Source organism: Pseudovibrio sp. Tun.PSC04-5.I4, from assembly GCF_900104145.1.
Lineage (GTDB): Bacteria > Pseudomonadota > Alphaproteobacteria > Rhizobiales > Stappiaceae > Pseudovibrio.
The window spans coordinates 3,225,679-3,247,476 of the sequence record NZ_FNLB01000006.1; the positions used below are offsets into that span (position 1 = coordinate 3,225,679).

The 21,798-nt window shown below is 51.0% G+C and carries 21 protein-coding genes and 1 tRNA gene; 9 read left to right on the forward strand and 13 right to left on the reverse strand.

The window, feature by feature from the left end; all coding sequences use genetic code 11:
* Positions 1 to 190 precede the first annotated feature (190 nt).
* Positions 191 to 625, forward strand: a complete 435-nt coding sequence (locus BLS62_RS20315; RefSeq protein WP_093184867.1) for a L,D-transpeptidase — start codon at positions 191 to 193, stop codon at positions 623 to 625.
* 621 nt (positions 626 to 1,246) lie between these two features.
* On the opposite strand, the gene BLS62_RS20325 is transcribed toward BLS62_RS20315, so the two are convergent.
* Positions 1,247 to 2,287 (reverse strand): patatin-like phospholipase family protein, encoded by a 1,041-nt coding sequence (locus BLS62_RS20325; RefSeq protein WP_093184876.1) that lies wholly within the window; start codon positions 2,285 to 2,287, stop codon positions 1,247 to 1,249.
* A gap of 53 nt (positions 2,288 to 2,340) precedes the next feature.
* On the reverse strand, positions 2,341 to 3,123 hold the full coding sequence (locus BLS62_RS20330) for a 3-hydroxybutyrate dehydrogenase (protein WP_093184880.1): 783 nt from the start codon (positions 3,121 to 3,123) through the stop codon (positions 2,341 to 2,343).
* Between the two features lie 376 nt (positions 3,124 to 3,499).
* On the opposite strand from BLS62_RS20330, the gene ispG reads away from it, so the two are divergent.
* The 3 genes from ispG to BLS62_RS20345 are packed head-to-tail and all read left to right on the forward strand — an operon-like array spanning position 3,500 to position 6,425.
* Positions 3,500 to 4,771 carry a flavodoxin-dependent (E)-4-hydroxy-3-methylbut-2-enyl-diphosphate synthase gene (gene ispG, locus BLS62_RS20335; RefSeq protein ID WP_208990988.1) on the forward strand — a complete coding sequence of 424 codons (1,272 nt, stop codon included), beginning with the start codon at positions 3,500 to 3,502 and terminating at the stop codon, positions 4,769 to 4,771.
* Complete coding sequence (gene pdxY, locus BLS62_RS20340; protein ID WP_093184885.1) at positions 4,772 to 5,689, forward strand: pyridoxal kinase; 918 nt, start codon at positions 4,772 to 4,774, stop codon at positions 5,687 to 5,689.
* Entirely contained in the window at positions 5,682 to 6,425 is a 744-nt protein-coding gene (locus tag BLS62_RS20345) for a DUF429 domain-containing protein (RefSeq protein WP_093184889.1), read from the forward strand. The genes pdxY and BLS62_RS20345 overlap by 8 nt, the downstream gene beginning before the upstream one ends.
* A gap of 18 nt (positions 6,426 to 6,443) precedes the next feature.
* Here the strand turns inward: BLS62_RS20345 and BLS62_RS20350 are convergent, their stop codons facing one another.
* From BLS62_RS20350 to BLS62_RS20360, 3 genes are all read right to left on the reverse strand, one after another.
* Complete coding sequence (locus tag BLS62_RS20350) at positions 6,444 to 7,610, reverse strand: L,D-transpeptidase family protein (RefSeq protein ID WP_093184894.1); 1,167 nt, start codon at positions 7,608 to 7,610, stop codon at positions 6,444 to 6,446.
* Between the two features lie 242 nt (positions 7,611 to 7,852).
* A complete protein-coding gene (locus BLS62_RS20355) occupies positions 7,853 to 8,809 on the reverse strand; it encodes an acetyl-CoA carboxylase carboxyltransferase subunit alpha (RefSeq protein ID WP_093184899.1) in 957 nt (318 codons plus the stop codon).
* Between the two features lie 178 nt (positions 8,810 to 8,987).
* Entirely contained in the window at positions 8,988 to 9,851 is an 864-nt protein-coding gene (locus tag BLS62_RS20360) for a DUF3108 domain-containing protein (protein WP_208990989.1), read from the reverse strand.
* A 339-nt stretch (positions 9,852 to 10,190) separates the two neighbouring features.
* Between BLS62_RS20360 and rpmB the strand changes: the two genes are divergently transcribed.
* Both rpmB and BLS62_RS20370 read left to right on the forward strand, forming a co-directional pair.
* Positions 10,191 to 10,478 carry a 50S ribosomal protein L28 gene (gene rpmB, locus BLS62_RS20365; protein ID WP_093184902.1) on the forward strand — a complete coding sequence of 96 codons (288 nt, stop codon included), beginning with the start codon at positions 10,191 to 10,193 and terminating at the stop codon, positions 10,476 to 10,478.
* A 70-nt stretch (positions 10,479 to 10,548) separates the two neighbouring features.
* The gene (locus BLS62_RS20370) at positions 10,549 to 11,151 is read left to right on the forward strand and encodes a queuosine precursor transporter (RefSeq protein ID WP_093189305.1); all 603 of its coding nucleotides are present in this window, start codon (positions 10,549 to 10,551) and stop codon (positions 11,149 to 11,151) included.
* 63 nt (positions 11,152 to 11,214) lie between these two features.
* Here BLS62_RS20370 and BLS62_RS20375 read toward each other — a convergent pair whose 3' ends face one another.
* The 4 genes from BLS62_RS20375 to BLS62_RS20390 form a co-directional block, all read right to left on the reverse strand.
* Positions 11,215 to 12,336 (reverse strand): esterase-like activity of phytase family protein, encoded by a 1,122-nt coding sequence (locus BLS62_RS20375; protein ID WP_093184907.1) that lies wholly within the window; start codon positions 12,334 to 12,336, stop codon positions 11,215 to 11,217.
* Positions 12,333 to 14,216, reverse strand: a complete 1,884-nt coding sequence (gene cobT, locus BLS62_RS20380; RefSeq protein WP_093184910.1) for a cobaltochelatase subunit CobT — start codon at positions 14,214 to 14,216, stop codon at positions 12,333 to 12,335. The genes BLS62_RS20375 and cobT overlap by 4 nt, the downstream gene beginning before the upstream one ends.
* Before the next feature lie 11 nt (positions 14,217 to 14,227).
* Complete coding sequence (gene cobS / locus BLS62_RS20385) at positions 14,228 to 15,214, reverse strand: cobaltochelatase subunit CobS (protein WP_093184914.1); 987 nt, start codon at positions 15,212 to 15,214, stop codon at positions 14,228 to 14,230.
* Positions 15,215 to 15,301: 87 nt separating this feature from the next.
* Positions 15,302 to 15,922, reverse strand: coding sequence for a J domain-containing protein (locus tag BLS62_RS20390; protein ID WP_093184918.1), 621 nt, complete (start codon positions 15,920 to 15,922; stop codon positions 15,302 to 15,304).
* A gap of 150 nt (positions 15,923 to 16,072) precedes the next feature.
* Between BLS62_RS20390 and BLS62_RS20395 the strand changes: the two genes are divergently transcribed.
* Positions 16,073 to 16,315 (forward strand): BolA family protein, encoded by a 243-nt coding sequence (locus BLS62_RS20395; protein ID WP_348271871.1) that lies wholly within the window; start codon positions 16,073 to 16,075, stop codon positions 16,313 to 16,315.
* A 149-nt stretch (positions 16,316 to 16,464) separates the two neighbouring features.
* On the opposite strand, the gene BLS62_RS20400 is transcribed toward BLS62_RS20395, so the two are convergent.
* Genes BLS62_RS20400 through BLS62_RS20410 form a run of 3 tightly spaced genes read right to left on the reverse strand, consistent with a single transcriptional unit; the run spans position 16,465 to position 19,504 of the window.
* On the reverse strand, positions 16,465 to 17,763 hold the full coding sequence (locus BLS62_RS20400) for an HlyC/CorC family transporter (RefSeq protein WP_093184927.1): 1,299 nt from the start codon (positions 17,761 to 17,763) through the stop codon (positions 16,465 to 16,467).
* The gene (gene aroB / locus BLS62_RS20405) at positions 17,760 to 18,884 is read right to left on the reverse strand and encodes a 3-dehydroquinate synthase (RefSeq protein ID WP_093184931.1); all 1,125 of its coding nucleotides are present in this window, start codon (positions 18,882 to 18,884) and stop codon (positions 17,760 to 17,762) included. The genes BLS62_RS20400 and aroB overlap by 4 nt, the downstream gene beginning before the upstream one ends.
* Entirely contained in the window at positions 18,881 to 19,504 is a 624-nt protein-coding gene (locus tag BLS62_RS20410; protein ID WP_244283603.1) for a shikimate kinase, read from the reverse strand. The genes aroB and BLS62_RS20410 overlap by 4 nt, the downstream gene beginning before the upstream one ends.
* Positions 19,505 to 19,873: 369 nt before the next feature.
* Between BLS62_RS20410 and BLS62_RS20415 the strand changes: the two genes are divergently transcribed.
* Positions 19,874 to 20,797, forward strand: coding sequence for a site-specific tyrosine recombinase XerD (locus tag BLS62_RS20415; protein WP_093184940.1), 924 nt, complete (start codon positions 19,874 to 19,876; stop codon positions 20,795 to 20,797).
* A 71-nt stretch (positions 20,798 to 20,868) separates the two neighbouring features.
* Here BLS62_RS20415 and BLS62_RS20420 read toward each other — a convergent pair.
* Positions 20,869 to 20,954 (reverse strand) — tRNA-Leu (locus BLS62_RS20420).
* A gap of 262 nt (positions 20,955 to 21,216) precedes the next feature.
* On the opposite strand from BLS62_RS20420, the gene BLS62_RS20425 reads away from it, so the two are divergent.
* On the forward strand, positions 21,217 to 21,795 hold the full coding sequence (locus tag BLS62_RS20425) for a YqaA family protein (protein WP_093184945.1): 579 nt from the start codon (positions 21,217 to 21,219) through the stop codon (positions 21,793 to 21,795).
* Positions 21,796 to 21,798 lie beyond the last annotated feature (3 nt).

The window sequence follows — 21,798 nt, forward strand, 5'->3', positions numbered from 1 at the left end:
AGTTTATTATACCTGAAATAGGCGAATACTATGCATGTAGTATTGATATTGTTAAATGTATTAACTTAAATTTAACTTATAGAGTATTTTCAAATCGTTATTAATACCCTTAGAATAACTCACTGAAAGACTCTAGGTAAAACACATGGTACTTCACAGTGTGTATTGCGTTGAGTGAGGGGGCTTTAGTATGCGTAGTTTGATTACTATATCTGGATTACTATTTATTGCGTTGTTGTTGGTTTTGCCAGCCAAAGCAGCAGGGAAAAAAGTGCTGGCAAAGATCGATATCTCTGAGCAAACCATGCGAATTTTCGTAAATGGTAAGGTGCGCCATTCATGGCCAGTCTCTACAGCTCGTCGCGGCTATAGAACTCCAATTGGTACGTTCAAACCAACGCGGATGCATAAGCGGTATTTTTCTCGCAAATATAACGGTGCTCCAATGCCGTACTCTGTCTTTTTCTACAAAGGCTACGCCATTCACGGAACGAACGTGATCAAGCGTCTGGGCGTCCCTGCGTCTCATGGATGCGTGCGATTGCACCCGAGTAACGCGAAGCGGCTGTTTAGTTTGATAAAGGCCAGTGGAGCGGCAAATGCGAAGATTGTTATTGTGAAGTAGCGAACGTCTTGGTGGTCGCGGTTTCATTTTGCGGGCTGCGACTTCACTTCTTTGAGAACACGTCATACGTGCAAAATTTTAAATGATATGATATTTGTGAATATGGCCCTTTGCCTTTGCTGAAACGGAAGGGCTTCCTAAATCAGGGCTTTGAAATGTGCTGTTGAAGCTTATGAGCGGAAGAAGCATGTCGGGTCGCAAAACGCCTGCTCCTTCCGCTGTCGCGCTGAAGACGCATAACTCAACAATCAGCGTGTCTTTCCTAACGCCAAAATATTGCCAAAAGGTTGGCACGCTGATTTTTTTGAAAGAATTTGTTAGGGATAAAACGAATTTTTCTGCGTGCTCTCTGCAAGGAGTGCATTAACCAAAGAAAAAGAGGGCTTTGAATACACGCTCAAAAACCCTCTTTATATTCTCACAAGCTGATTACGCAGTACTCTGATATCAGCTGCCAATTTAATTGCAAAACCTGTGCCAGTTTGAAAAAGAAAATTTGGCACCACATCTAGGATTTTGCAGTGGTCTGCACCCAAATGCAGGTTAATTTAACAGCTTGATTACTTCTGTTGCATTGCAATTTGCAATGCAGGTCGCGAGCGTTAACCTTTCCGTTTAGGTCTAGTTAAACTCATGGCTAATGTTCAGCGTGCTGCGTTTGCCGATGCTGTCGTAATTTTCGTGTGCCCATTTTTTTGCAGCTTGGCGACCAATGTTGTGCAGAAGTTCTACAAACTCCCACTGCGCATTCACTTTGGATGAGGCTCCAAACGGGGCGAGGTCTTTTGTTGCTTCGATTCGGTGCATGTACACGCGGGTGTATTCGTTGGAATCCAGCCTGCCTTCGTCAATCAGCCGCGTCACAAAATCAATGGCTCGCAACTCGCGAAGCAGAGTGGAGTTGAAAGTGATCTCATTCATGCGTTCGGTAATTTCCTGCGCGGTGTGTGGAAGCTCAACCCTTTCTACCGGATTGACCTGAATGAGGAGTACATCTGTTGAGATACCGTGTTTGAACAAAGGAAACAGAGGAGGGTTGCCCATGAAGCCGCCATCCCAATACGCTTCATCGCCAATTTCCACGGCTTGATACATATGTGGCAGACAAGAGGAAGCCATTACGGAATCCAACGTCAGCTCGTCTTTTGAAAAGACCCTGATTTTGCCCGTACGCACGTTGGTGGCAGCAACAAAGACCTCCATCAGATTACAGCTGCGAACCCGTTCGAAATTGATTTGCTTGGCAACGAGATCCCGGAGTGGATTGTAGTTCATTGGGTTCATTTGGTAGGGAGACATGACGCGGGAGAGAAGGTCCCACGCCATAAACACAGGAGAGTTGTCCATGCTCCAGTTGCCGCAATAGACGTCCATCGGGCTACGTTGGAATGGGCTTGTTTCTGCAGCTGCGCTGACAGCTTTCCAGAAGCGAGCGAGGGCTTCTCTTGCCCCTTGTTGACCCCCTTCTACGAGCCCATCGGCCATGACGGCTGCATTCATAGCGCCGGCGCTGGTGCCGGATATGCCGGTGATTTCCCAATCCTCGTTTTCAAGAAGCCAATCCAGAACGCCCCATGTAAAGGCGCCGTGTGCGCCTCCACCCTGCAGGGCAAGATTGATCTTCTTTCGTTCTTTCGTCGCTGTCTTCCTAGTCGTTGCCATGTGGACCTCCATAGGTCGCTTGGAAAAGAAAACTCTGGGAAATTGTCAGGCTGTTATTGAGCTGTCCAGCCGCCATCCATTGGCAAAAGCGTTCCTGTAATGGAGGCTGCAGCATCGGAACATAGGAATATGGCCAAACCGGCAACCTGTTCTACAGTCACGAATTCTTTGGTTGGCTGCGCTGCAAGGAGAACCTCTTTTTTGACCTGCTCTTCGGTCATATTACGCGCCTTCATTGTATCTGGGATCTGCTTTTGAACGAGCGGAGTCCAGACATAGCCTGGGCAAATTGCATTGGCAGTGATGTTGTTTTCAGCAACTTCCAGCGCAACGGTTTTTGTGAGGCCTGCAATTCCGTGTTTTGCAGCGACGTAGGCTGATTTGAACGGAGAGGCCACAAGTGCGTGCGCGGAGGCTGTGTTGATGATGCGGCCCCAACCGGCCTGACGCATGTAAGGCACAGCGGTGCGAATGGTGTGGAAGGCGGAGGACAGGTTGATCGCGATGATCGCATCCCATTTGTCTACCGGGAAATGCTCAATTGCTTCCACGTGCTGAATGCCAGCATTGTTGACCAGAACATCCACTGAGCCGAATGTTTTTTCGGCTTCATGGATCATGGCATGGATTTCGTCAGGTTTGGTCATGTCTGCAGAGGAATAAACGCACTTCACGCCAAAATCAGTTTCAATGCCTGCGCGTTCTTTTTCAATTGCGTCCGCATCACCAAAGCCGTTTATCATGATGTTTGCGCCTTTTTCCGCCATGGCGCGGGCATAAGCGAGGCCGATGCCTGATGTGGACCCCGTGATAACGGCAGTTTTTTTCGAAAGCATTTCCAGTCTCCTGACCAAATATTATTGAAGTATGCGCTGGTGTGAGCTTGCGTTACTTTTTAAAATGGTTGCATTAGCAAAAAGCATAGTTGTCATGCGTGCAGTGCAAAAACAGTGGAAGCAAGCGGTAAACTGCATTTTGTCCTTAATCTAAGGTTAGAGTTTGGTGCATTGCATCAATTGTTGAAGGCCGTTGTCTGTCTTCATGCTGTTGAGGACCTAGCATCATTTCTAGTGCAGGTTTATTGTGAAATCTTGGGGTGTGTGAGTGTGTTCTCAGATGACATCAAACTGCGTTGTGCATGCGCTATAAAGTTGACAGAGAGTGCTGCATGCTGCACTTGCTTGCCTACAGTTTTATGCCAGTGGAATGATCATGACTGACAAGAGCCAAAGCTATTTTTCTACTCCGTTTCCGCGCCTTCGTTCTGTACCTGTTGATGTCGGTGGGGTTATTGTTGGCGGTGAAGCGCCTGTTGTTGTTCAGTCCATGACAAACACTGATACAGCGGATGCTGATTCCACTGTTGCGCAGGTGGCAGAGTTGGCTCGGGCCGGATCCGAACTGGTTCGCATTACCGTTGATCGGGATGAGGCCGCTGCAGCCGTTCCGTATATTAAAGAGCGCCTTCAACGCATTGGTGTTGATGTGCCGCTGGTGGGTGACTTCCACTATATCGGGCACAAGTTGCTGGCAGATCACCCTGCCTGTGCTGAGGCGCTGGACAAGTACCGCATCAATCCGGGCAATGTTGGCTTCAAATCCAAAAAAGATAAGCAGTTCTCTCAGATCATCGAAATGGCGATGAAGCACAATAAGCCTGTGCGTATTGGGGTGAACTGGGGGTCTTTGGATCAGGAACTTCTGACGCATCTGATGGATGAGAACCAAAACAACGGTTCTCCATTGACCGCGCAGCAAGTGATGCGTGAAGCGATTTGTCAGTCTGGTTTGCTTTCTGCACAACGCGCTGAGGAACTTGGACTTGGCCGGGATAAGATTATTCTTTCCGCGAAAGTCTCTCAGGTTCAGGATCTGATTGCTGTTTATACGGATCTGGCTCAGCGTTGTGATTACGCGTTGCATCTTGGTTTGACCGAGGCGGGCATGGGCACAAAAGGTGTTGTGGCTTCTTCTGCATCCATGGGCATTTTGCTTCAGCAGGGTATCGGCGATACAATCCGTATTTCTCTGACGCCTAAGCCGGGTGGAGATCGCACGCGGGAAGTGCAAGTTTCTCAAGAGCTTCTGCAAACGATGGGGTTCCGCAGTTTCACTCCTATCGTGGCGGCGTGTCCGGGGTGTGGACGTACGACCTCAACCGTGTTCCAGGAGTTGGCGCAGGATATTCAGAGCCATCTTCGCGAGAGTATGCCTGCATGGCGTGAGCAATATCCCGGCGTTGAAGAGCTGAACGTGGCTGTTATGGGCTGTATTGTGAACGGTCCGGGCGAATCCAAGCATGCCGATATTGGCATTTCCCTTCCCGGTACTGGGGAAACACCAGCTGCACCTGTTTTTGTCGACGGTGAAAAGACTGTTACGTTGCGTGGGCCGGACATCGCGGATCAGTTTAAGGCGATGGTTCTGAATTACATTGAAAAGCGCTACGGTACAGGCGCTGTTGTTGAACATGAGATTTCCTAGATGTCACTTGAGCGTTTTGTCAAAAAAGTAGAACATAAAATCAGAGAAAACGCTCCGAAGCCCAAACCCTCGGTTCTGGTGGTTTCTTCTCAGGTTGTAAGTGGTTGCGTGGGAACGCGCGGTGCTGTGTTTGCCTTGGAGCGCATGGGCTTCAACGTTTGGATGCTTCCGACAATTTTATTGCCGTGGCATCCGGGGCAGGGTGCTGGCGTCCGCATTTCACCGAGTGAAGTTGAGTTTCGAAGCCTCGTTGAGCAAATTTGCGCTAATGAAGACCTGAGTGACGTGAAGGCTGTCATCTCTGGTTATATGGCGAATCCCGCGCAGGTTTCCGAAGTTGCGAAGCTCGTGAAAGAAGTGAAGTCTCGCAACAGTGATGCCGTTTATCTCTGCGATCCGGTGATTGGCGACAAAGGCGATCTTTATGTTCGCGAGCCTATTGCCGAGGCGATCCGTGATGAGTTGTTGCCACTGGCAGATATTATTACACCTAACCGCTTTGAGCTGGCTTGGCTAAGTGGGTTTGGCACCGAGATGGAAAATGAAGCTGTTGCAGCAGCTCGTACATTGGGTGTTGAACGAACAATCGTGACGTCGTCTCCGGCGATGCGGCGCAATTCCATTTGCAACTTGCTGGTGGGGCCAAATGGCAGTCTGGCGATTGAGCATGCAGAAGTGCAGGGCGCTCCCAATGGTACGGGCGATTTGATAGCCGCGCTTTATCTGGCTCGCAGCCTGAGCGGGCAGAGTGATGAGGAAGCGCTGAAGAAGGCGACTGCTTCAACCTTTGAGCTAGTTGCGCGCTCTGTCAAAGTTGGATCGGACAACCTGCTATATTCTGAGCATCAGGATCCGTTGATACACCCAATGGCATTGGTGAACAGTCGCCACGTGGTTGAAGCGCCAGAACGTGCCTGATCCAGCGCCTTCTCTGCACTGCGTTGCTGGAGTAGATGGTTGTAAAGCCGGATGGATTGCCGTCTTCCGTTGGATTGGCTGTGATAAAGCGCCCGAGGTGCGTGTGTTCAGCAGTTTTGCTGAGCTGATTACCTGTGAGTTTGCTCCCCGAAAAATCGCCGTTGATATGCCTATCGGACTGCCTGACTATATTGGGCAAACGGGCCGCGGGCCTGAAAAAGCTGTGCGCCCCTTGCTGGGTATGCGTCAGTCTACGGTGTTTTCTATACCCGCACGCGCTGCGATTTATTGTGAGGACTACCGCGAGGCGTGCGCTGCTGCGCTGGCCCATTCTGCCCCACCTCGAAAAATTTCCAAGCAGGCGTTTTATCTATTCCCCAAGATCCGGCAGATTGATGCATTGATGACGCCTGAGTTGGAAGACAGGGTGTATGAAGTGCATCCAGAGGTCGCTTTTTGGCGATTGAATGGGCAGGACCCTATTGCGATCCCGAAGAAGGTCAATGGCTCCAGCTATGGACCGGGCCAAGACGCACGGCGTGACCTGCTTGTGCAGTTTGGGTATACTGCAAGTTTCCTGGATCAGAAGCCGCCCAAAGGCGCTGCACGCGATGATCTGACGGATGCAGCCGTAAACGCGGTGATTGCCGAACGGTTGCTGACAGGGCAGGCAGAGCCATTCCCCACTGATTACCGGCGAGGCGAACGCGGCCTGCGCATGGCGATCTGGGCTTAATGTAGCCTCAAGCCGAAGTTATTGAGGTTTGATGCGCGGGGCTGGAGCTCCTGGAAGTAGGGCATCCACTTCTGCGACAACCTTTTTCTCTTCAGATACACGACTGGTTGAGAACAGCGATGTGAAATAGCTGAAGGCCCGTTCGTTCTCTGATGCTTTCTTTGCAGCAGGAGGAGATTGTTCTGGAGTCAGGGCCAGCACTTTTGCCGCCTCAACATTTACAGGTGTTGCATTTGGCTCCTGTTGAGCAGCTGCATCTGTTGTTGAAGCGCCACCAAAGAATGTAGCAATCTTTTGTTTGCGACGCTTTGTGGTTTCCATCGCAATGAGGGTTGCTGCAGTTTCCCGGGCATCCTTGTTTTGTTTTTCGGCAACAGCTACGGCAATATTCTCAGGAACTGTATAGGCAGGGCATGCGCCTGTGGCGTCAAACTTATCGCCACGTCTGTCAGCTTTTGCATCAAAGACATATTGCTTGTTGCATACTTCAATTGCAGGTGGGCGTTTGGTGATTGAAAAATGATCAGAGCCACGCTTCAGCATTTTCCAGAATTCGTAATGTTCGGAGCCTGCGTTTTTCGCCATATTGACTGCTGTCATGCGAAATGGGAACGCCTGAACCTGAAATTTGCGCTGACCCCCTAGGAAGCTGTCGCGTCCCATGGCGTAGATGTCTGCAATCTGCTCGTCAGTCATGGCGTAACAGCCAGCGGAGGAACAGGCACCATGCACCATCAGGTTGGAGCCTGTGCGGTTGTGCGCGCGGTCAAACTTGTTTGGGAAGCCAAGGTTGAAGGAGAGGTAGTATGAGGAAAACGGATTCATGCGGCCGGGAGAGATATTATAAAATCCCTCTGGCGCTTGACGGTCACCCTCTTTGATTTTGGGGCCGAGTTTGCCGGACCATTTACAGATCTCGAACGTTTCCAAAAGGGCATACTGGCCAGATTTGGTTTGCTTCCAAACTTCCAGCTCTGATTCCTGCTTGAAAAGACGTACCATGATAGGAGATTTGAGCCCCATATCCTTGGAGTTCATCTTTTTAGAGAGACTTCGGCTAACGGGCTGCTGATGCTTTTCGGAGCCAAATTCTGATCCCTGACAAGCTGCTAGCGTTAAAGCCAGTGCAAGCGCAGCTGCGCGCTTTACGCTTTTGCCAGTTTTTCTCTGAAACACTGTCATCATGTGTTTGACCCACCATGCTGGGGCTATTCTGCCCGAACCCCAATCTCAACTCTACACTTAGACTATCTGGGTTAAGGTTGACGTATTCTTACCGCAGATAAGACATTAGGAGATTGAGGGGTACTCCCTGTTGATGCCCTTGCTCCCTTGCTTGATTTGATCAAACAAAAAAGGCACCAGACTTAATCTGATGCCTTTTATACAAAATTTAAGGGGGGCCTGCAATAAATCGTAGGTTCGAATCAGCTCAGTTCACGACCTATACGTAAGAACTTCTCCCGACGCTGCTTTTTCAGAGCTTCCGGGGACATGCCTGCGAACTTGCCAAGAGCTGCCTCAATGGCTGCACCAGCACGATCAATCACGATTTCTTTTGCGCGATGAGCACCGCCGATTGGCTCTTTGATGATCTCATCAATAACGCGGAAGGAAGAGAGATCTTCTGCAGTGATCTTCATATTGGTCGCAGCATCCTGTGCGCGTGTGCTGTCACGCCAAAGAATGGAAGCGCCTGCTTCTGGGGAGATCACTGAGTAGATGGAGTGCTCAAGCATCGCAACGTGGTTGGTGGTTGCAATCGCGATTGCGCCGCCGGAGCCGCCTTCACCAATAATAATGGTCACGTTTGGAACGCCAAGGCCGAGACATGCATCTGTTGAGCGTGCAATGGCTTCTGCCTGGCCGCGCTCTTCAGCGCCGATGCCAGGGTAGGCGCCTGCTGTGTCAACAAGAGAGATCACCGGAATGTTGAAGCGGTTGGCCATTTCCATGATGCGTACCGCTTTACGGTAGCCTTCTGGACGCGCCATGCCGAAATTGTGCTTCAAGCGGGTCTCGGTGTTGTGGCCCTTTTCCTGACCCAGGATAGCAACAGACTGACCGCGAAAACGACCAAACCCGGCGATGATGGCGCAATCCTCGGAGAATTTGCGATCACCTGCAAGCGGTGTGAAGTCAGAAATAAGGGTGCTGATGTAATCAAGGGAATGTGGGCGGTCTGGGTGGCGAGCCACCAAAGTTTTTTGCCAAGGCGTCAAACGCGAGTAGATGTCGGTGAGCGCTTGATCAGCTTTTTCCTGAAGACGAGTAATCTCATCTTCCACGTCAACTGCTTCACCACCTTCAGCGAGGATCTTCAGTTCCTGAACTTTGCCTTCAAGGTCGGCGACTGGTTTTTCGAATTCGAGGTAACTGCGCATATTGGATATTCACTCGTAACAATCAGCAGGCAGGACCCGCCGACGAAAAGGCGTTGGACCGCGCTATAATTTTGGCGCGACACTGGCGATAGAGGGGACGTCTGTCAAGGCTTTGCATCACAGATGTGGGTGTTTGAACCCTCTCAAACAAGAAGAACTACGAATAAAAACATGTTTCCTATCGTGAAGCTGTTTTTTTGCGCGGCTTTGCGGAGTGCGGCATGTCGAGTTCCGCAGCTTCTAAAACCAGAGTTCCGGTCGATGTAGGAATAGATACTTTGTATGGAAAAAGGATGCGTGTGTTTCCAATTGGGGCAAGCCAAGTCTCAATCTCAGCATTGTTTGCCAGGTATTGAACGGACTTGCGTTCTGGGCGATGCCCGGCAATTGGCTTCCAGCGTGCTGTACAAACAACGACTGGTCCGTTGTACCCGTTTCCAGAAACCTCGCGCACTTCCTTGAATTTCATCTTAATATCAAAGCGCGCCCAACCATCATAAATCGGCAATTCGCGGTCGCATACTGAAGGATCAAGCACTTTGGAAATGGATGGGGCACGCACAATTGCAGCGCTGAGCGGGTCCATCGCATTGAGCTTGTGTTTGCCGGTGACCTTAACGCGGGTCTTGGACGGCTTGTATTTTGGTGTGACCTGAGTGGTGCGAACATGCCCAGAGCCCTGACCCAGATTTACATAGAAATCCCGGTTGGAGGCACGGGATGCCATGGTGTAGGTGCTTGGCAGGATTTTCGCGCCCTTCATCCACCCGGTTGCCTGCGCTCCTCCTTTACCTGTGGAGAACAAGGTTCCGATACCGGCAGGCTCCATGCCGACTTTGGCAGAATAGGCGTTATCTCGCAGGATGAGCGAGAACGAGCCTTTGCCCACAGTGAAGCCTGCATAAGAAATTCTGTAGACACCACCAAGTCGCTCGGTTTTCCCCAATGCGGCTGTGGATAGTGTGCTAAATGAAAGTGCTGCGATGGCTATTACGCTCGATTTGCTAACAAAATTGCAAACCTTAGAAACTGTTACTCGCACGATACTGTACCTCCGCAGCCGCAGACATTGGTGCCTGTCAGCTTGAGAACTCAGGAAACTAAACAAAAAATTCAAAGTCATTTAAAGATGAAACTACGCAAACATGGTAACATGGTGGTTAAGAGATGTGAGTTTGTTCCAGTTTTGATTGAAAAACACGGTTCACGTCTGCAAAAGAGCTGCTAAGCCTTGACGAAATCCGCTGTACTCATTATAGCAAGCCAACTTTTCCGTACAGGGCCGGAAGTGGTACCGCCGGACATTCGTGTTCGCGACCTGCCGGTTTTAACAGAATGCGCCCATCAATGAGGGCGTCTACAAATTAAAAGGGTGACCCTCATGGCACGCCGCTGCGAACTTACCGGTAAAGACGTGATGACCGGCAATAACGTGTCTCACGCAAAAAACAGGAGCCGTCGTCGGTTCTTGCCAAACCTTTGCAATGTTTCCCTGATGAGCGATACGCTCGGTGAAACTTACAAGCTACGCATCTCTGCACACGCTCTGCGTTCTGTTGAGCACCGTGGTGGTTTGGACGCGTTCTTGGCGAAAGCAGTAGAAGCTGAACTTTCTCCTAAGGCACGTTTGCTGAAGACCGAAATCAAGCGCCGTCAGGTTGCTGCTTAATCACATCATTCTTGAGAAGGGATTGAACGTGACTAAGTCGACTAATGCTAGGCCTTTGGCTATTGCTATTATGGCAATGACTGTGGTCGTAGTTGCATCGAACTACCTCGTTCAATTCCCTGTTCAGGGAATGATCGGGGCTGTTAATCTGGCAGACCTGCTTACTTGGGGCGCATTTACCTATCCGGTAGCGTTCCTTGTGACTGATTTGATTAACCGACAGTTTGGTCCTGCTGCTGCTCGTAAAGTCGTTTATGCTGGCTTTGCTGTTGCTGTTGTTCTTTCTGTTGTTCTAGCTACACCGCGCATTGCAATCGCTTCAGGAAGTGCATTCCTGGTGGCTCAATTGCTCGATGTGACGGTGTTTAATCGCTTTCGTGAAGGCCGCTGGTGGAAAGCACCGGTGATCTCTTCCACGCTTGGGACTATGCTAGATACAGCGCTGTTCTTTAGCCTTGCGTTTGCAACTCAGTTTGCATTCTTGGGTTATTACGATGCATTCGCGGTAGAAGTTGCTCCACTATTTGGTGTTTTTGCACTGGAGGTCCCTCGTTGGGTTTCTTGGGCATTGGGTGATTTCAGCGTAAAGATCATTGTTGCGATGAGCATGTTGATCCCCTACCGCATTGCACTTGGTGTTATTGGCGCTTTGCCAACACCGCAGCGCGGATAAGCTTTCAACTATAAGAATTTCAAAAGGCATCGGATTATCTCCGGTGCCTTTTTTGTTGTGTCATTAAGATGGCTTGGACTTGGGAGGTGGCACGATCTTCACTTCTGCCGGAGCAGGGGAGAATGGCTCTCTGTGAGGCTCCAGATCAGTCAGCACGAACCGCAGCAGCAATGTGCGCTGCAGGAATGATCTGTTGTCGTCTGACATCAAAGAGATCACCGTTTCACCATAGGCATTTATGTGGACGCTGAGTGCTTCCATATTATCAATCTGATAACTGAAATCCGCAGTGAGAAGCGTTTTGCCGGTGTGGAGATGGTTGGGCCTGAGGTTGTTGCCATCCAGCTGCCTGATGCGCATTCCGAGCCCTTCAGACAGGTTGAAGAGGCGTTCCAGAATGAGCATGTCGCCGTTTGGCAGGAACGCTGCATCGGTGATGTCGAAGTTGCCTTGCTTTTCAATCCAGAACTTGCCCGGTTGCGGGCCGCCTATGATCCAGGCTGGTCTGTTGTGCTTAAGGCTCTTGCCGCGTTCTGCAATGGTGATGATGGATCCGAAAACCGGCGAGTTGGCAGGAGCAACAGCAACGGCTTCCAGGCTTTTGTTCTTGGCTAGGGCTCTGATTTCTTTGGGAACAAGCAGGTGCTTGGCGCGCTCTTCTCCAGTTGGCAGGCGGAGCGGGTAGCTCAGGATGCCACCTTTGCCTTCATGACTGACAAAGATGCGTGGATCATTGGTTGAGCCGCCTACGCTCAAGCCTTCTGTATCGGCCTTGTACGTGCGCTTTAGCTTCTGGCCCTTGCTATCTAACAGAGTGGCGGTTTCCGCGTTCCGGAGCTTTAGAGGCTTTCCTCTGGCAGATTGTGAGAGCTCTGCTCGCAACCAGTGTCCGCGATCGGATACGGCGAGAATACCGCTGCCATTGTTGAGGGTTACAAGACCGGAATATCCCCCAAAACGATCGTTGGAACTTGTGAGTTCCAGCCCGCCAAGAAACGTCAGCGACCCAAATTGTTGGGATAGACCGCCTGAAAACTTGAACCTGTCGATGGTGCGGGAGTGGATTTTCATGGGTTGGAAGCCACTCTCCTGAGCAAGCGCTTCCCGAAGTGGCAGGGTCGTAGCGGCGGCACATGTGGCGGCTGCCGCTACTCCAGACAGAAATTTCCGCCTTGTTATTTTCATCGGCGACCGCGTGACTTGCCGCGATCTTTACCACATTTTTCGTCAAACAAATCAGCAAGTTGATCGGTCATGGCGCCGGCTAATTCCTCTGCATCCACAATGGTAACAGCGCGGTTGTAGTAGCGTGTCACATCGTGGCCGATGCCGATTGCAATGAGTTCAACCGGGGATCTGTTCTCGATCTCATCGATAACACGACGCAGATGCTTTTCCAGATAGTTGCCCGGGTTCACCGAGAGCGTGCAATCATCCACTGGCGCACCGTCGGAAATCATCATGAGGATGCGGCGACGTTCCGGGCGTGCAAGCAGGCGCTTGTGTGCCCAGTCCAGAGCTTCTCCGTCGATGTTTTCTTTCAGGAGGCCTTCGCGCATCATTAAGCCGAGATTGCGCTTGGCGCGGCGCCAAGGTGTATCTGCCGACTTGTAGATGATGTGGCGCAGATCATTGAGGCGGCCGGGTTGTGGTGGCTTGCCGTCTTTGAGCCATGCCTCGCGAGATTGCCCGCCTTTCCACGCTTTGGTGGTGAAGCCGAGGATCTCTACCTTCACCCCGCATCGTTCCAGCGTACGTGCCAGAATATCAGCACATGTTGCAGCAACGGTGATCGGGCGACCCCGCATGGAACCGGAGTTATCCAGCACTAGAGTTACCACTGTATCGCGGAACTCTGTGTCATTTTCCCATTTAAACGCAAGTGGTTGTAATGGGTCGATAACCACGCGGTGGAGGCGGGCACTGTCGATGATGCCTTCTTCCAGATCAAAATCCCAAGACCGGTTTTGCTGCGCCATAAGTTTACGTTGCAGGCGGTTTGCCAGACGGGAGACTGCGCCGGATAGAGATGCAAGTTGCTTGTCGAGGAAACCACGGAGGCGGTCGAGCTCTTCCTGATCGCACAGATCTTCTGCTGCTATGACTTCGTCAAAAGCCTGTGTAAAGACGCGGTACTCATCAGGAGAAGGTTGGTTGGATAATGGGTGGTCCTGGCGTTCTTGTTCGCCCGGCTCTTCCGCCTGATCGGACATGTCGTCATCCGAGATGTCTTGCATCTCACCGTCCATGCCTTCAGTTTCGCCACTTTCCTGCTCTTCGCCGGAAAGTTCCATTTCTTGTGGTGCGCCGTCTTGATCGCCTTGATCTTCCTGCATGTCGCCAGAAGCATCAGACCGATCATCGTCATCCTGCTGGGTTTCCTGGTTGTCCTCGTCCTGTGGGTCGTCGCCGAGTTCGTCCGCCATGTCGAGGGAGGTCAGGAGATTGCGCATCTGCTTGGCAAATGCTTTTTGATCTTCAATGCGGGTGATGAGTTTGTTGAGGTCGTGGTCTGCTTTTTCCTCAACGAGCGGGCGCCACATATCCACCATGCGCTTTGCGCTGTGGGGGACCTCGCGACCTGTTAGACGTTCGCGCACCAGCAGAGCGATTGCATCCTGCATCGGGGCTTCGTCTATTGTGGAGACTTCGGCGTAATTGCCTTTGAAGTAACGATCTTCCAGCATGGCGTCGATGTTATCACCGGCACCAGGCATGCGAATCGCACCAAGAGCTTCCACGCGCGCTTGCTCAACAGCGTTGAAAATAGCGCGTGCGTTTTCGCCTTCAGGAACATGTTTTGTATGAACTGCGGGATCATGACAGGCGAGGCGCAATGCCATGGAGTCGCCTAGTCCACGTGTGATGGCGACTTCTTCGCTTGTCATCGTGCGGGAAGGTTCCGGCAGGCGTATGCGCCCGCTGGTCATTCCCGGTTTATCCGGCGTAAAAACAACCTCCAGCTCAGGCTCACCAGCAATGGCTCTAACGGTAGAGCCTATTGCGTGCTTGAATGGCTGGCTGGCAGGTTTGTTCTTAGCTGAGGAGTTGCTGGGTCCTGCCATGGAACTCCCCTTTAGCTCATGACGATGTTTGCCGCTGATTCAGGGAGGTCTTCCCCAAAACAACGCTGGTAGAATTCAGCGACCAGCGCTTGCTCGGTTTCATCACATTTGTTGAGGAATGTCAGACGGAATGAAAAGCCGATATCACCAAAGATTTCAGCGTTTTCCGACCATGTGATCACTGTACGTGGGCTCATCACAGTGGAGAGCTCGCCGTTCATGAACGCGCTACGGGTCATGTCAGCTACACGAACCATCTTAGAGACGATGGAGCGGCCTTCAGCACCTTTGTAGTGCGGAGACTTCGCCAGAACGATCTCTACCTCTTGGTCGTGAGGCAGGTAGTTCAGTGTGGTGACGATTGACCAGCGATCCATCTGACCTTGGTTGATCTGCTGTGTACCGTGGTAGAGACCGGACGTATCACCAAGACCAACGGTGTTCGCGGTTGCGAACAAACGGAAGGCTGGATGGGGGTTGATCACGCGGTTCTGGTCGAGGAGGGTCAAGCGACCGGAAACCTCAAGAACGCGCTGGATTACGAACATCACGTCTGGACGGCCTGCATCGTATTCATCGAACACAAGTGCAACGTTGTTTTGCAAAGCCCAAGGCAGGATACCGTCCTTGAACTCAGTGACGGTGTGACCGTCTCTAACAACGATGGCATCTTTACCAACGAGATCAATCCGAGAAATGTGGCTATCGAGGTTTACGCGCACACAAGGCCAGTTAAGGCGGGCTGCGACCTGCTCGATGTGAGTTGATTTACCGGTCCCATGGTAACCGGAAACCATAACACGGCGATTTTTAGCAAAGCCTGCGAGGATTGCTAATGTGGTTGGGCGATCAAAGAGATAGTCTGGATCAAGTTCTGGAACATGCTCGTTCGGCTCTGCGAACGCTTGCACTTCCAAGTCGCTATCAATTCCAAAAACTTCGCGTACAGAAATTGTTTCGGTCGGCAGGGATTGAGCGGTCTGTATCGTATCTATCATTTTTCCTCCGCGGCCCCACGTCGAAATCGGGGTAATGAAAATCTAGAAACTCAAGAGCAATTTGGAAACTAGGCATTAGGTTAAAACCTAGCAGTAACCGGATTTCTTGAGCACGTTATAAGCCTGAATAATTTCGCGCAGACGGTCTTCCGAGGAGCGGTCACCGCCGTTTGCGTCTGGATGATGAATCTTTACCAGTTCTTTATAACGGGATTTTACCTCGGCGCCACGGGCAGTTACCCTGAGGTTCAGTGTTTCAAATGACCTTTTCTCAAGTGCCAACACCTTACGCTGCGGTTCCTTAGATTCGCGACTGCCGCCAGCTCCGCCACCAAGAAAGTCATGTGGGTCGGAGATGCCATCCTGTCCGATATCGGTTCGGCTGCCATCTCGGGCATTTGCGGCATCGGCCTGGGAGTTTACACCCATTTTCCAGGTTGGACGATGGCCGGTCATGCTGTCGCGCTGATAGCTGCGAACCGAGTCGTCATCCATGCCGGAAAAGTAATTATATGATTTATTGTAGGCCTTTACGTGGTCTACGCAAAAATGAAAGTACTGGCCTTCATGGTCGCGACCTTTCGGTGCTTTATGAGTGCCGGGTTGGTCGCAGCCATCCCACTCGCAGGACGGGCCTTTTTGGCTTGCCTTGCGTTCTTTGCCGGGTTTAACGCGAATACTATCGAAAATGGAGGATGCTTGCTTCATTTTTGCGGTTTTCAGTTGCCTTGCGATTGGGTTAGGACCTGCGTTAAAGCAGGTAGCCGATATAAATAGAAAAAACTGACCCCGTTAGGCAAGGCCTTGACTGCGCTTTCCTTGGTGAGAGATAAATAATACATGAGCACAAGAGACATTATGAACACAAAACTGGAAGCAACGTTTAACCCGCAGCTTCTTGAAGTCACCGACGAATCCGAGAACCACCGCGGTCATGGAGGCTGGCGGGAAAGGGGACAAACCCACTTCCGAATAAAGATCATATCCACAGCCTTTGAGGGTATGACTCGGGTCGCTATGCACCGTGCAGTAAACGAATGCCTCGCAGACGAAATCGCTGGCGGCGTTCATGCACTCGCTATCTCGGCTAAATCTCACTAACACTATTTGGCTTAGTTGAGCTCAGAAATCAATGCAGCAAATGATTAAAGCGGTTTGCGTTGCTATGTGAGCGGATTTGAATGAATTGCGTTGTTTTTGCGTTGAGTTGTAAAAGTTGGATATGCAAATGGGCCCGCTGGGGCCCATTTTTATTTGGAAACTTTTGTCGCGTCCTGAGACGGATTGAGTGCCATCATGCGTAATCGCGTGATGCGGTTCTTTTCTCTGCTCAGAACGGTAAAACGGAATCCATGGAACGTGAAGATCTGGCGTTCTTCTGGAATCATTTTTGCTTCGTGAATGACGAGGCCGGCGATGGTCGTTGCCTCTTCGTCCGGCAGGTGCCATTCGGTCGCGCGATTGAAGTCGCGAATCGGAACCGAGCCTTCCACGATCACAGAGCCGTCTGTCTGTGGATTTAATCCCGGTAGTTCGATGTCGTGCTCATCTGCGATTTCACCGACGATCTCTTCCAGAATATCTTCCAGAGTAACAAGGCCCATCACTTCGCCGTATTCATCAACGACGAGTGCGAAGTGGGTTTTGCGCTTCAAAAAGGCGTTGAGCTGGTTTTGCAGGCTGGTGGTGTCCGGCACGAACCAAAGCGGGCTCATGACTTTTTCCAGTTCGAACTGCTCTGCATCGCCTTTTACAGTCGCTATGGCCCGTAGAACGTCCTTAGCGTGCAAAAGACCCACCATGTTGTCCGGATCATCACGCCAGAGCGGAATGCGCGTGTACGGGCTTGCCAGCACGTCCTTGATGAGTTCATCCGGTGGAAGATCTGCATTCAGCGCAAACAACTTGGTGCGGTGAACCATAACATCGGAGACTTCCAGCTCGGCGAGGTCCAGCAGTCCACCAATCCGGTCTCTATCGGCTTTGATCAGGGCACCTTCTTTGTGCTGAAAGTCTAGCGTGCCGCGCAGCTCTTCATGGGCTGAGAGAACCGCGGTGGTCTCATCAATCCGAATGCCGAAAATGCGCAGTACAAGGCGAACGATGACCTCGATTGCAGCAACAATTGGCCCGAAAATGATGACAAGCCAATGAACCACAGGAGCAACACTGAGCGCGAATTTTTCCGCGTTTGAGATGGCCCATGTTTTTGGAAGCACTTCGGAGAAGATCAAAACCATAAGGGTCATAACAATTGTCGCATAGGCGACGCCTGCATCTCCGAAATACTTCAACATCAAACTGGTTGCGAGTGCTGAGGCAAGAATGTTGACAAGGTTGTTGCCAAGCAGAAGGGCGCCAATCAGACGTTCGCGGTATTCGATTAGCCGAGCAACAAGGATCGCTCTTTTATTGCCGGATTTCTCCAGCGCATGCATGCGGGCTCGTGACGCGGCTGTCAGGGCCGTTTCTGACCCGGAAAAAAAGCCCGAAAGGACGAGCAAAAGCAGGATGGCGACAATGGAAACCCAAAGTGGGATGTCCGTCATTTGCCAAGTTTCTCCTCAAGAAACGCGCGAAGGGGTTCCGCGCTTACAGTTTTATCGACATAGGAAGTGCCGATGCCTTTTGTAAGGATAAAAGTGAGTTGACCACGACTTACTTTTTTATCCTGCGCAATTAAATCCATAAAAGTATCAATTGGAGGTAACTGGCCGGGGATCTGGTTGATGCGTGTTGGCAGGCCAACCAATTCAAGGTGGTCAATCACTCGCTTGGTATCTTCAGGCGGGCATAAACCCAGCTGCTCTGAAAATTCATGGGCAAGGACCATGCCGATGGAAACGCCTTCACCGTGAACCAGACGCTCTGTTTCATAAGCGACGGCACCTTCCAGTGCGTGTCCGAAGGTGTGGCCGAGATTGAGCAGAGCGCGGTTGCCTGATTCCAGTTCATCCGCTGCAACAACGGCTGCTTTTGCGCGGCACGCGTGGGCAACGGCTTCTTCGCGCTCAGGTCCACCAGAAAAAATGCCTTCCCAGTTTTCTTCCAGCCACAAGAAGAAGTCTGAATCATTGATCAGGCCGTATTTGGCAACTTCTGCATAGCCTGAGCGGAAGTCACGTGGGCTCAAAGTATCCAGAACAGATGTGTCCGCCAGAACCAGTGCAGGTTGGTGGAAAACGCCGAGTAGGTTTTTGCCATGACGGGAGTTGATGCCGGTTTTTCCGCCAACTGAACTATCGACCTGAGCAAGTAAAGTGGTTGGGATCTGGATGAACTTCATGCCACGGCGCACAACACCAGAGACGAAGCCAGAGAGATCGCCGACAACACCGCCGCCCAGTGCAACAACAGCATCACCGCGCTCCAGACGCAGGGCGAGAATATCATCGCAGAGGCGCTCAAGCATCTCAAAGCGTTTGGTTCTTTCACCAGCCGGGACGATGAGCACGCTGTAATCGACGCCAGCGTCCTTAAAACTTTTTTCCAGCGTTTTAAGGTGAAGCTTTTCAACTGTCTCATCTGTGATGATGACTGTTTTAGCGCCGGGAAGACGGGAGGCGATTTCTTCGCCTGCGCGTTCCATAAGATTACGACCAATGAGGATTGGGTAGCTACGGTCGCCCAAATTGACGTTGACCACCGTTGCATTTTTCAATTCAGTCACTTTTCAACCCCATTGTCTTCCGATGCCTCTTCGGAAAGAGGCGGTAGGCCGTTTTCAAGCACGATCAGGATTTCTTCCATGACAGCTTCATGGGTTACATCCAGCGACCAGATCGACATGTCCGCTTCTGCATAAATTGGATAGCGCTCGTCCATCAGCTTTTGCATGGTTGCTTCCGGGTCCGGCGTTTGCAGCAGTGGTCTTGTCGGGCGTTTGCGCACCCGTGTCATGATCACCGGCAATTCTGCCTTCATCCAGATAGACACGCCTTTTTCCTTGATGCTGGAGCGGGTGTCCTCATTCATGAATGCGCCGCCGCCAGTTGCGAGAATCTGCGGGCCTTCATCCAATAAACGTGCGATGACCCGTTTTTCTCCCTGACGGAAGTAGGATTCGCCGTGCTCTGCGAAGATTTCCGAGATGGAGCGGTCTGCCGCTTTTTCGATCTCGTTATCTGCATCCACAAAGGAGAGGGACAGGTATTGCGCCAAGCGGCGGCCTACCGTTGATTTGCCACATCCCATTATGCCTACGAGAACTATCGGTTTTGTGCCAAGGCGCTTCAAAATATTCTGCTGCCGTTGACGTCTTTTATCTGACTTTGTGTCGTTTGCAGTCACGCCACGTCCTCGCCGATTCATCTATTCTTACTACTAGCCTTTGACATTATCACACCGCTTCCTGTCAAGGCTCTAGGGCAATCTGTGTTATTCGCACCATGAACTACGTGTTTGGCTTGAACCTTTGCAGGTAAACGGTCTATTTTTGGTTGTGAAGCATAATGCTGCAGCTCACCACTTGCATGTGATCTAGGATATATACGGGAGACACAGGTTCTGCCATGCCAACTTTGACCCGATTGCTGTCTATCATAGGATTAATCGTTACCGGCGCTGTACTGAGTATGTACGCGGTGGTGAGTTATGTTGAACCGGAGCCACGACAGATTGTTGTAGAGATTAGCAAGGAAGGCTTCGAATAGGCATTGTATGCGTCAATTTTTTGAAACTGAACGCTTTTTTGAAATGCTGAGCGTTGAGCGTGTGAGCGCGTTCAACACATTGGAAAGTTACGGATCCGACCTTGAAGACTTCGACCGTTTTCTCGCTGCACAGAGTGTTGATCTCATTGCTGTGCAGGTCACTGACGTGCGTGCTTATCTTTCTGATCTGACGGGTCGCGGTTTTGCTGCATCCTCACAAGCACGCCGTCTCTCTGCGCTTCGCCAGTTCTATCAGTTCTGTTATGCGGAGGGTATTCGTGATGATGACCCGACCCGTACCGTCGCCTCTCCGAAAAAAGGCTCCAGTTTGCCTGGTGTTTTGAGTGAGGAAGAGGTGGACCGGCTTATCAGCAAGGCTGAGGAATTAGCTAAGAGAACATATGATAGCGATGCCAAGCAGATTAGAGCGGCGCGCATCTACACCTTGCTGGAAGTTTTGTATGCCACAGGTCTGCGGGTTTCCGAGCTTGTGTCGCTACCCGTCTCTGCCGCTATCCGGGATAGCCGGTTGATTACGGTAAAGGGGAAGGGCGGCAAGGAGCGGGCTGTGCCGCTCTCGGTTCGATCTCAAACCGCCATGATTGAGTATGTGCGATTGCGGGCTTCGGTTGGCGCTTATGCAGATAGCGTGTGGTTGTTTCCCTCCCACGGAGAGAGCGGATATTTTACGCGCCAAGCTTTTGGTCGTGATTTGAAAGTGCTGGCTGTGGAAGCGGGGATTGATCGGAACAAAGTTTCTCCGCATGTGATGCGCCATGCGTTTGCCTCTCACCTTTTGCAGAACGGTGCTGATTTGCGCGTTGTGCAGCAGTTGCTTGGGCATGCAGATATTTCAACAACGCAGATTTATACGCATGTGTTGGAAGAGCGCTTGCAGCAGCTCGTGCAAGACCATCACCCGCTTGCGTAACGTGGGTGAATTGGTTTTGCAGACGCACTGATAGGGTCGGTGCACAATCAATAAATTTTAAGGGAGAAGAGTGGTGCCCCCGGCCAGACTCGAACTGGCACGCCCAATGGACAGCAGATTTTGAATCTACCGCGTCTACCAGTTCCGCCACGGGGGCAACGGTTGGTAAAGGCGGAATATATCGAGATGGGCCCCACGTCAATAATTTGATTCAGCTAACCACAGCATTGTAGGCACCTAACCACATATATTTACGGGGATAAAAAGCGACCAGCTGCTTTTGTTGCCATATTTGCATGATTGCTGGTGTGGTTTGCGATAGCAATTCTCTGCAAGTTTAGTACGGAATACCACCGCAAATTGAACTAAGCTGAATTCTTCGTATTTTAGTTATTATTTGTTTGGAGCACGTCAGATTTATGCTGCGTCGTCTTTATGACTGGACCCTTTCTCTTTCTGCTGGCCCGCGCGCACCGTATGCGCTTGGGTTTGTTGCCTTCGTAGAAAGCTCCGTTTTTCCTTTGCCGCCGGATCTTCTTCTCATTCCTATGTGTGTGAGCAAGAGACAAAAAGCCTGGCTGTATGCCCTCATCTGTATGGTTGCTTCTGTGCTGGGTGGTCTCTTAGGGTACATGATCGGGGCTGTGCTGTTTGAAGAGGTGGCTAAGCCGATCCTGTCGTTTTACGGCTACATGGAAAAATTCGATCGGTTTGCAAAGATCTTTGAGGACTGGGGCTGGTGGTTTGTCTTTATCGCTGGTTTGACGCCGTTTCCCTACAAAGTAATTACTATTGCGAGTGGCGTTTTTGCACTGAATATACCAGTGTTCATCATGGCGAGCATCGTCTCCCGTGGAATTCGGTTTTTCGTGGTTGCTGGCCTTGTGTATCTGTTTGGCCCAACCATTCGCGATTTCATCGAAAAGCGCCTGGGGCTGGTCTTTACCGCCTTTATTGTGCTGCTGGTCGGTGGCTTTGCTCTGATTAAATTTCTTTAAGGC

Excerpts from the sequence above, each read along its gene's own strand:
- BLS62_RS20375 (WP_093184907.1), bottom strand. The coding sequence starts at position 12,336 with ATGAAAATAACAAGGCGGAAATTTCTGTCTGGAGTAGCGGCAGCCGCC.
- rpmB (WP_093184902.1), top strand. The coding sequence starts at position 10,191 with ATGGCACGCCGCTGCGAACTTACCGGTAAAGACGTGATGACCGGCAAT.
- pdxY (WP_093184885.1), top strand. The coding sequence starts at position 4,772 with ATGTCACTTGAGCGTTTTGTCAAAAAAGTAGAACATAAAATCAGAGAA.
- BLS62_RS20400 (WP_093184927.1), bottom strand. The coding sequence starts at position 17,763 with ATGACGGACATCCCACTTTGGGTTTCCATTGTCGCCATCCTGCTTTTG.
- BLS62_RS20370 (WP_093189305.1), top strand. The coding sequence starts at position 10,549 with ATGGCAATGACTGTGGTCGTAGTTGCATCGAACTACCTCGTTCAATTC.
- cobS (WP_093184914.1), bottom strand. The coding sequence starts at position 15,214 with ATGATAGATACGATACAGACCGCTCAATCCCTGCCGACCGAAACAATT.
- BLS62_RS20325 (WP_093184876.1), bottom strand. The coding sequence starts at position 2,287 with ATGGCAACGACTAGGAAGACAGCGACGAAAGAACGAAAGAAGATCAAT.
- BLS62_RS20415 (WP_093184940.1), top strand. The coding sequence starts at position 19,874 with ATGCGTCAATTTTTTGAAACTGAACGCTTTTTTGAAATGCTGAGCGTT.
- BLS62_RS20330 (WP_093184880.1), bottom strand. The coding sequence starts at position 3,123 with ATGCTTTCGAAAAAAACTGCCGTTATCACGGGGTCCACATCAGGCATC.
- BLS62_RS20390 (WP_093184918.1), bottom strand. The coding sequence starts at position 15,922 with ATGAAGCAAGCATCCTCCATTTTCGATAGTATTCGCGTTAAACCCGGC.
- BLS62_RS20350 (WP_093184894.1), bottom strand. The coding sequence starts at position 7,610 with ATGATGACAGTGTTTCAGAGAAAAACTGGCAAAAGCGTAAAGCGCGCA.
- BLS62_RS20315 (WP_093184867.1), top strand. The coding sequence starts at position 191 with ATGCGTAGTTTGATTACTATATCTGGATTACTATTTATTGCGTTGTTG.
- ispG (WP_208990988.1), top strand. The coding sequence starts at position 3,500 with ATGACTGACAAGAGCCAAAGCTATTTTTCTACTCCGTTTCCGCGCCTT.
- BLS62_RS20395 (WP_348271871.1), top strand. The coding sequence starts at position 16,073 with ATGAACACAAAACTGGAAGCAACGTTTAACCCGCAGCTTCTTGAAGTC.
- cobT (WP_093184910.1), bottom strand. The coding sequence starts at position 14,216 with ATGGCAGGACCCAGCAACTCCTCAGCTAAGAACAAACCTGCCAGCCAG.
- BLS62_RS20355 (WP_093184899.1), bottom strand. The coding sequence starts at position 8,809 with ATGCGCAGTTACCTCGAATTCGAAAAACCAGTCGCCGACCTTGAAGGC.
- BLS62_RS20425 (WP_093184945.1), top strand. The coding sequence starts at position 21,217 with ATGCTGCGTCGTCTTTATGACTGGACCCTTTCTCTTTCTGCTGGCCCG.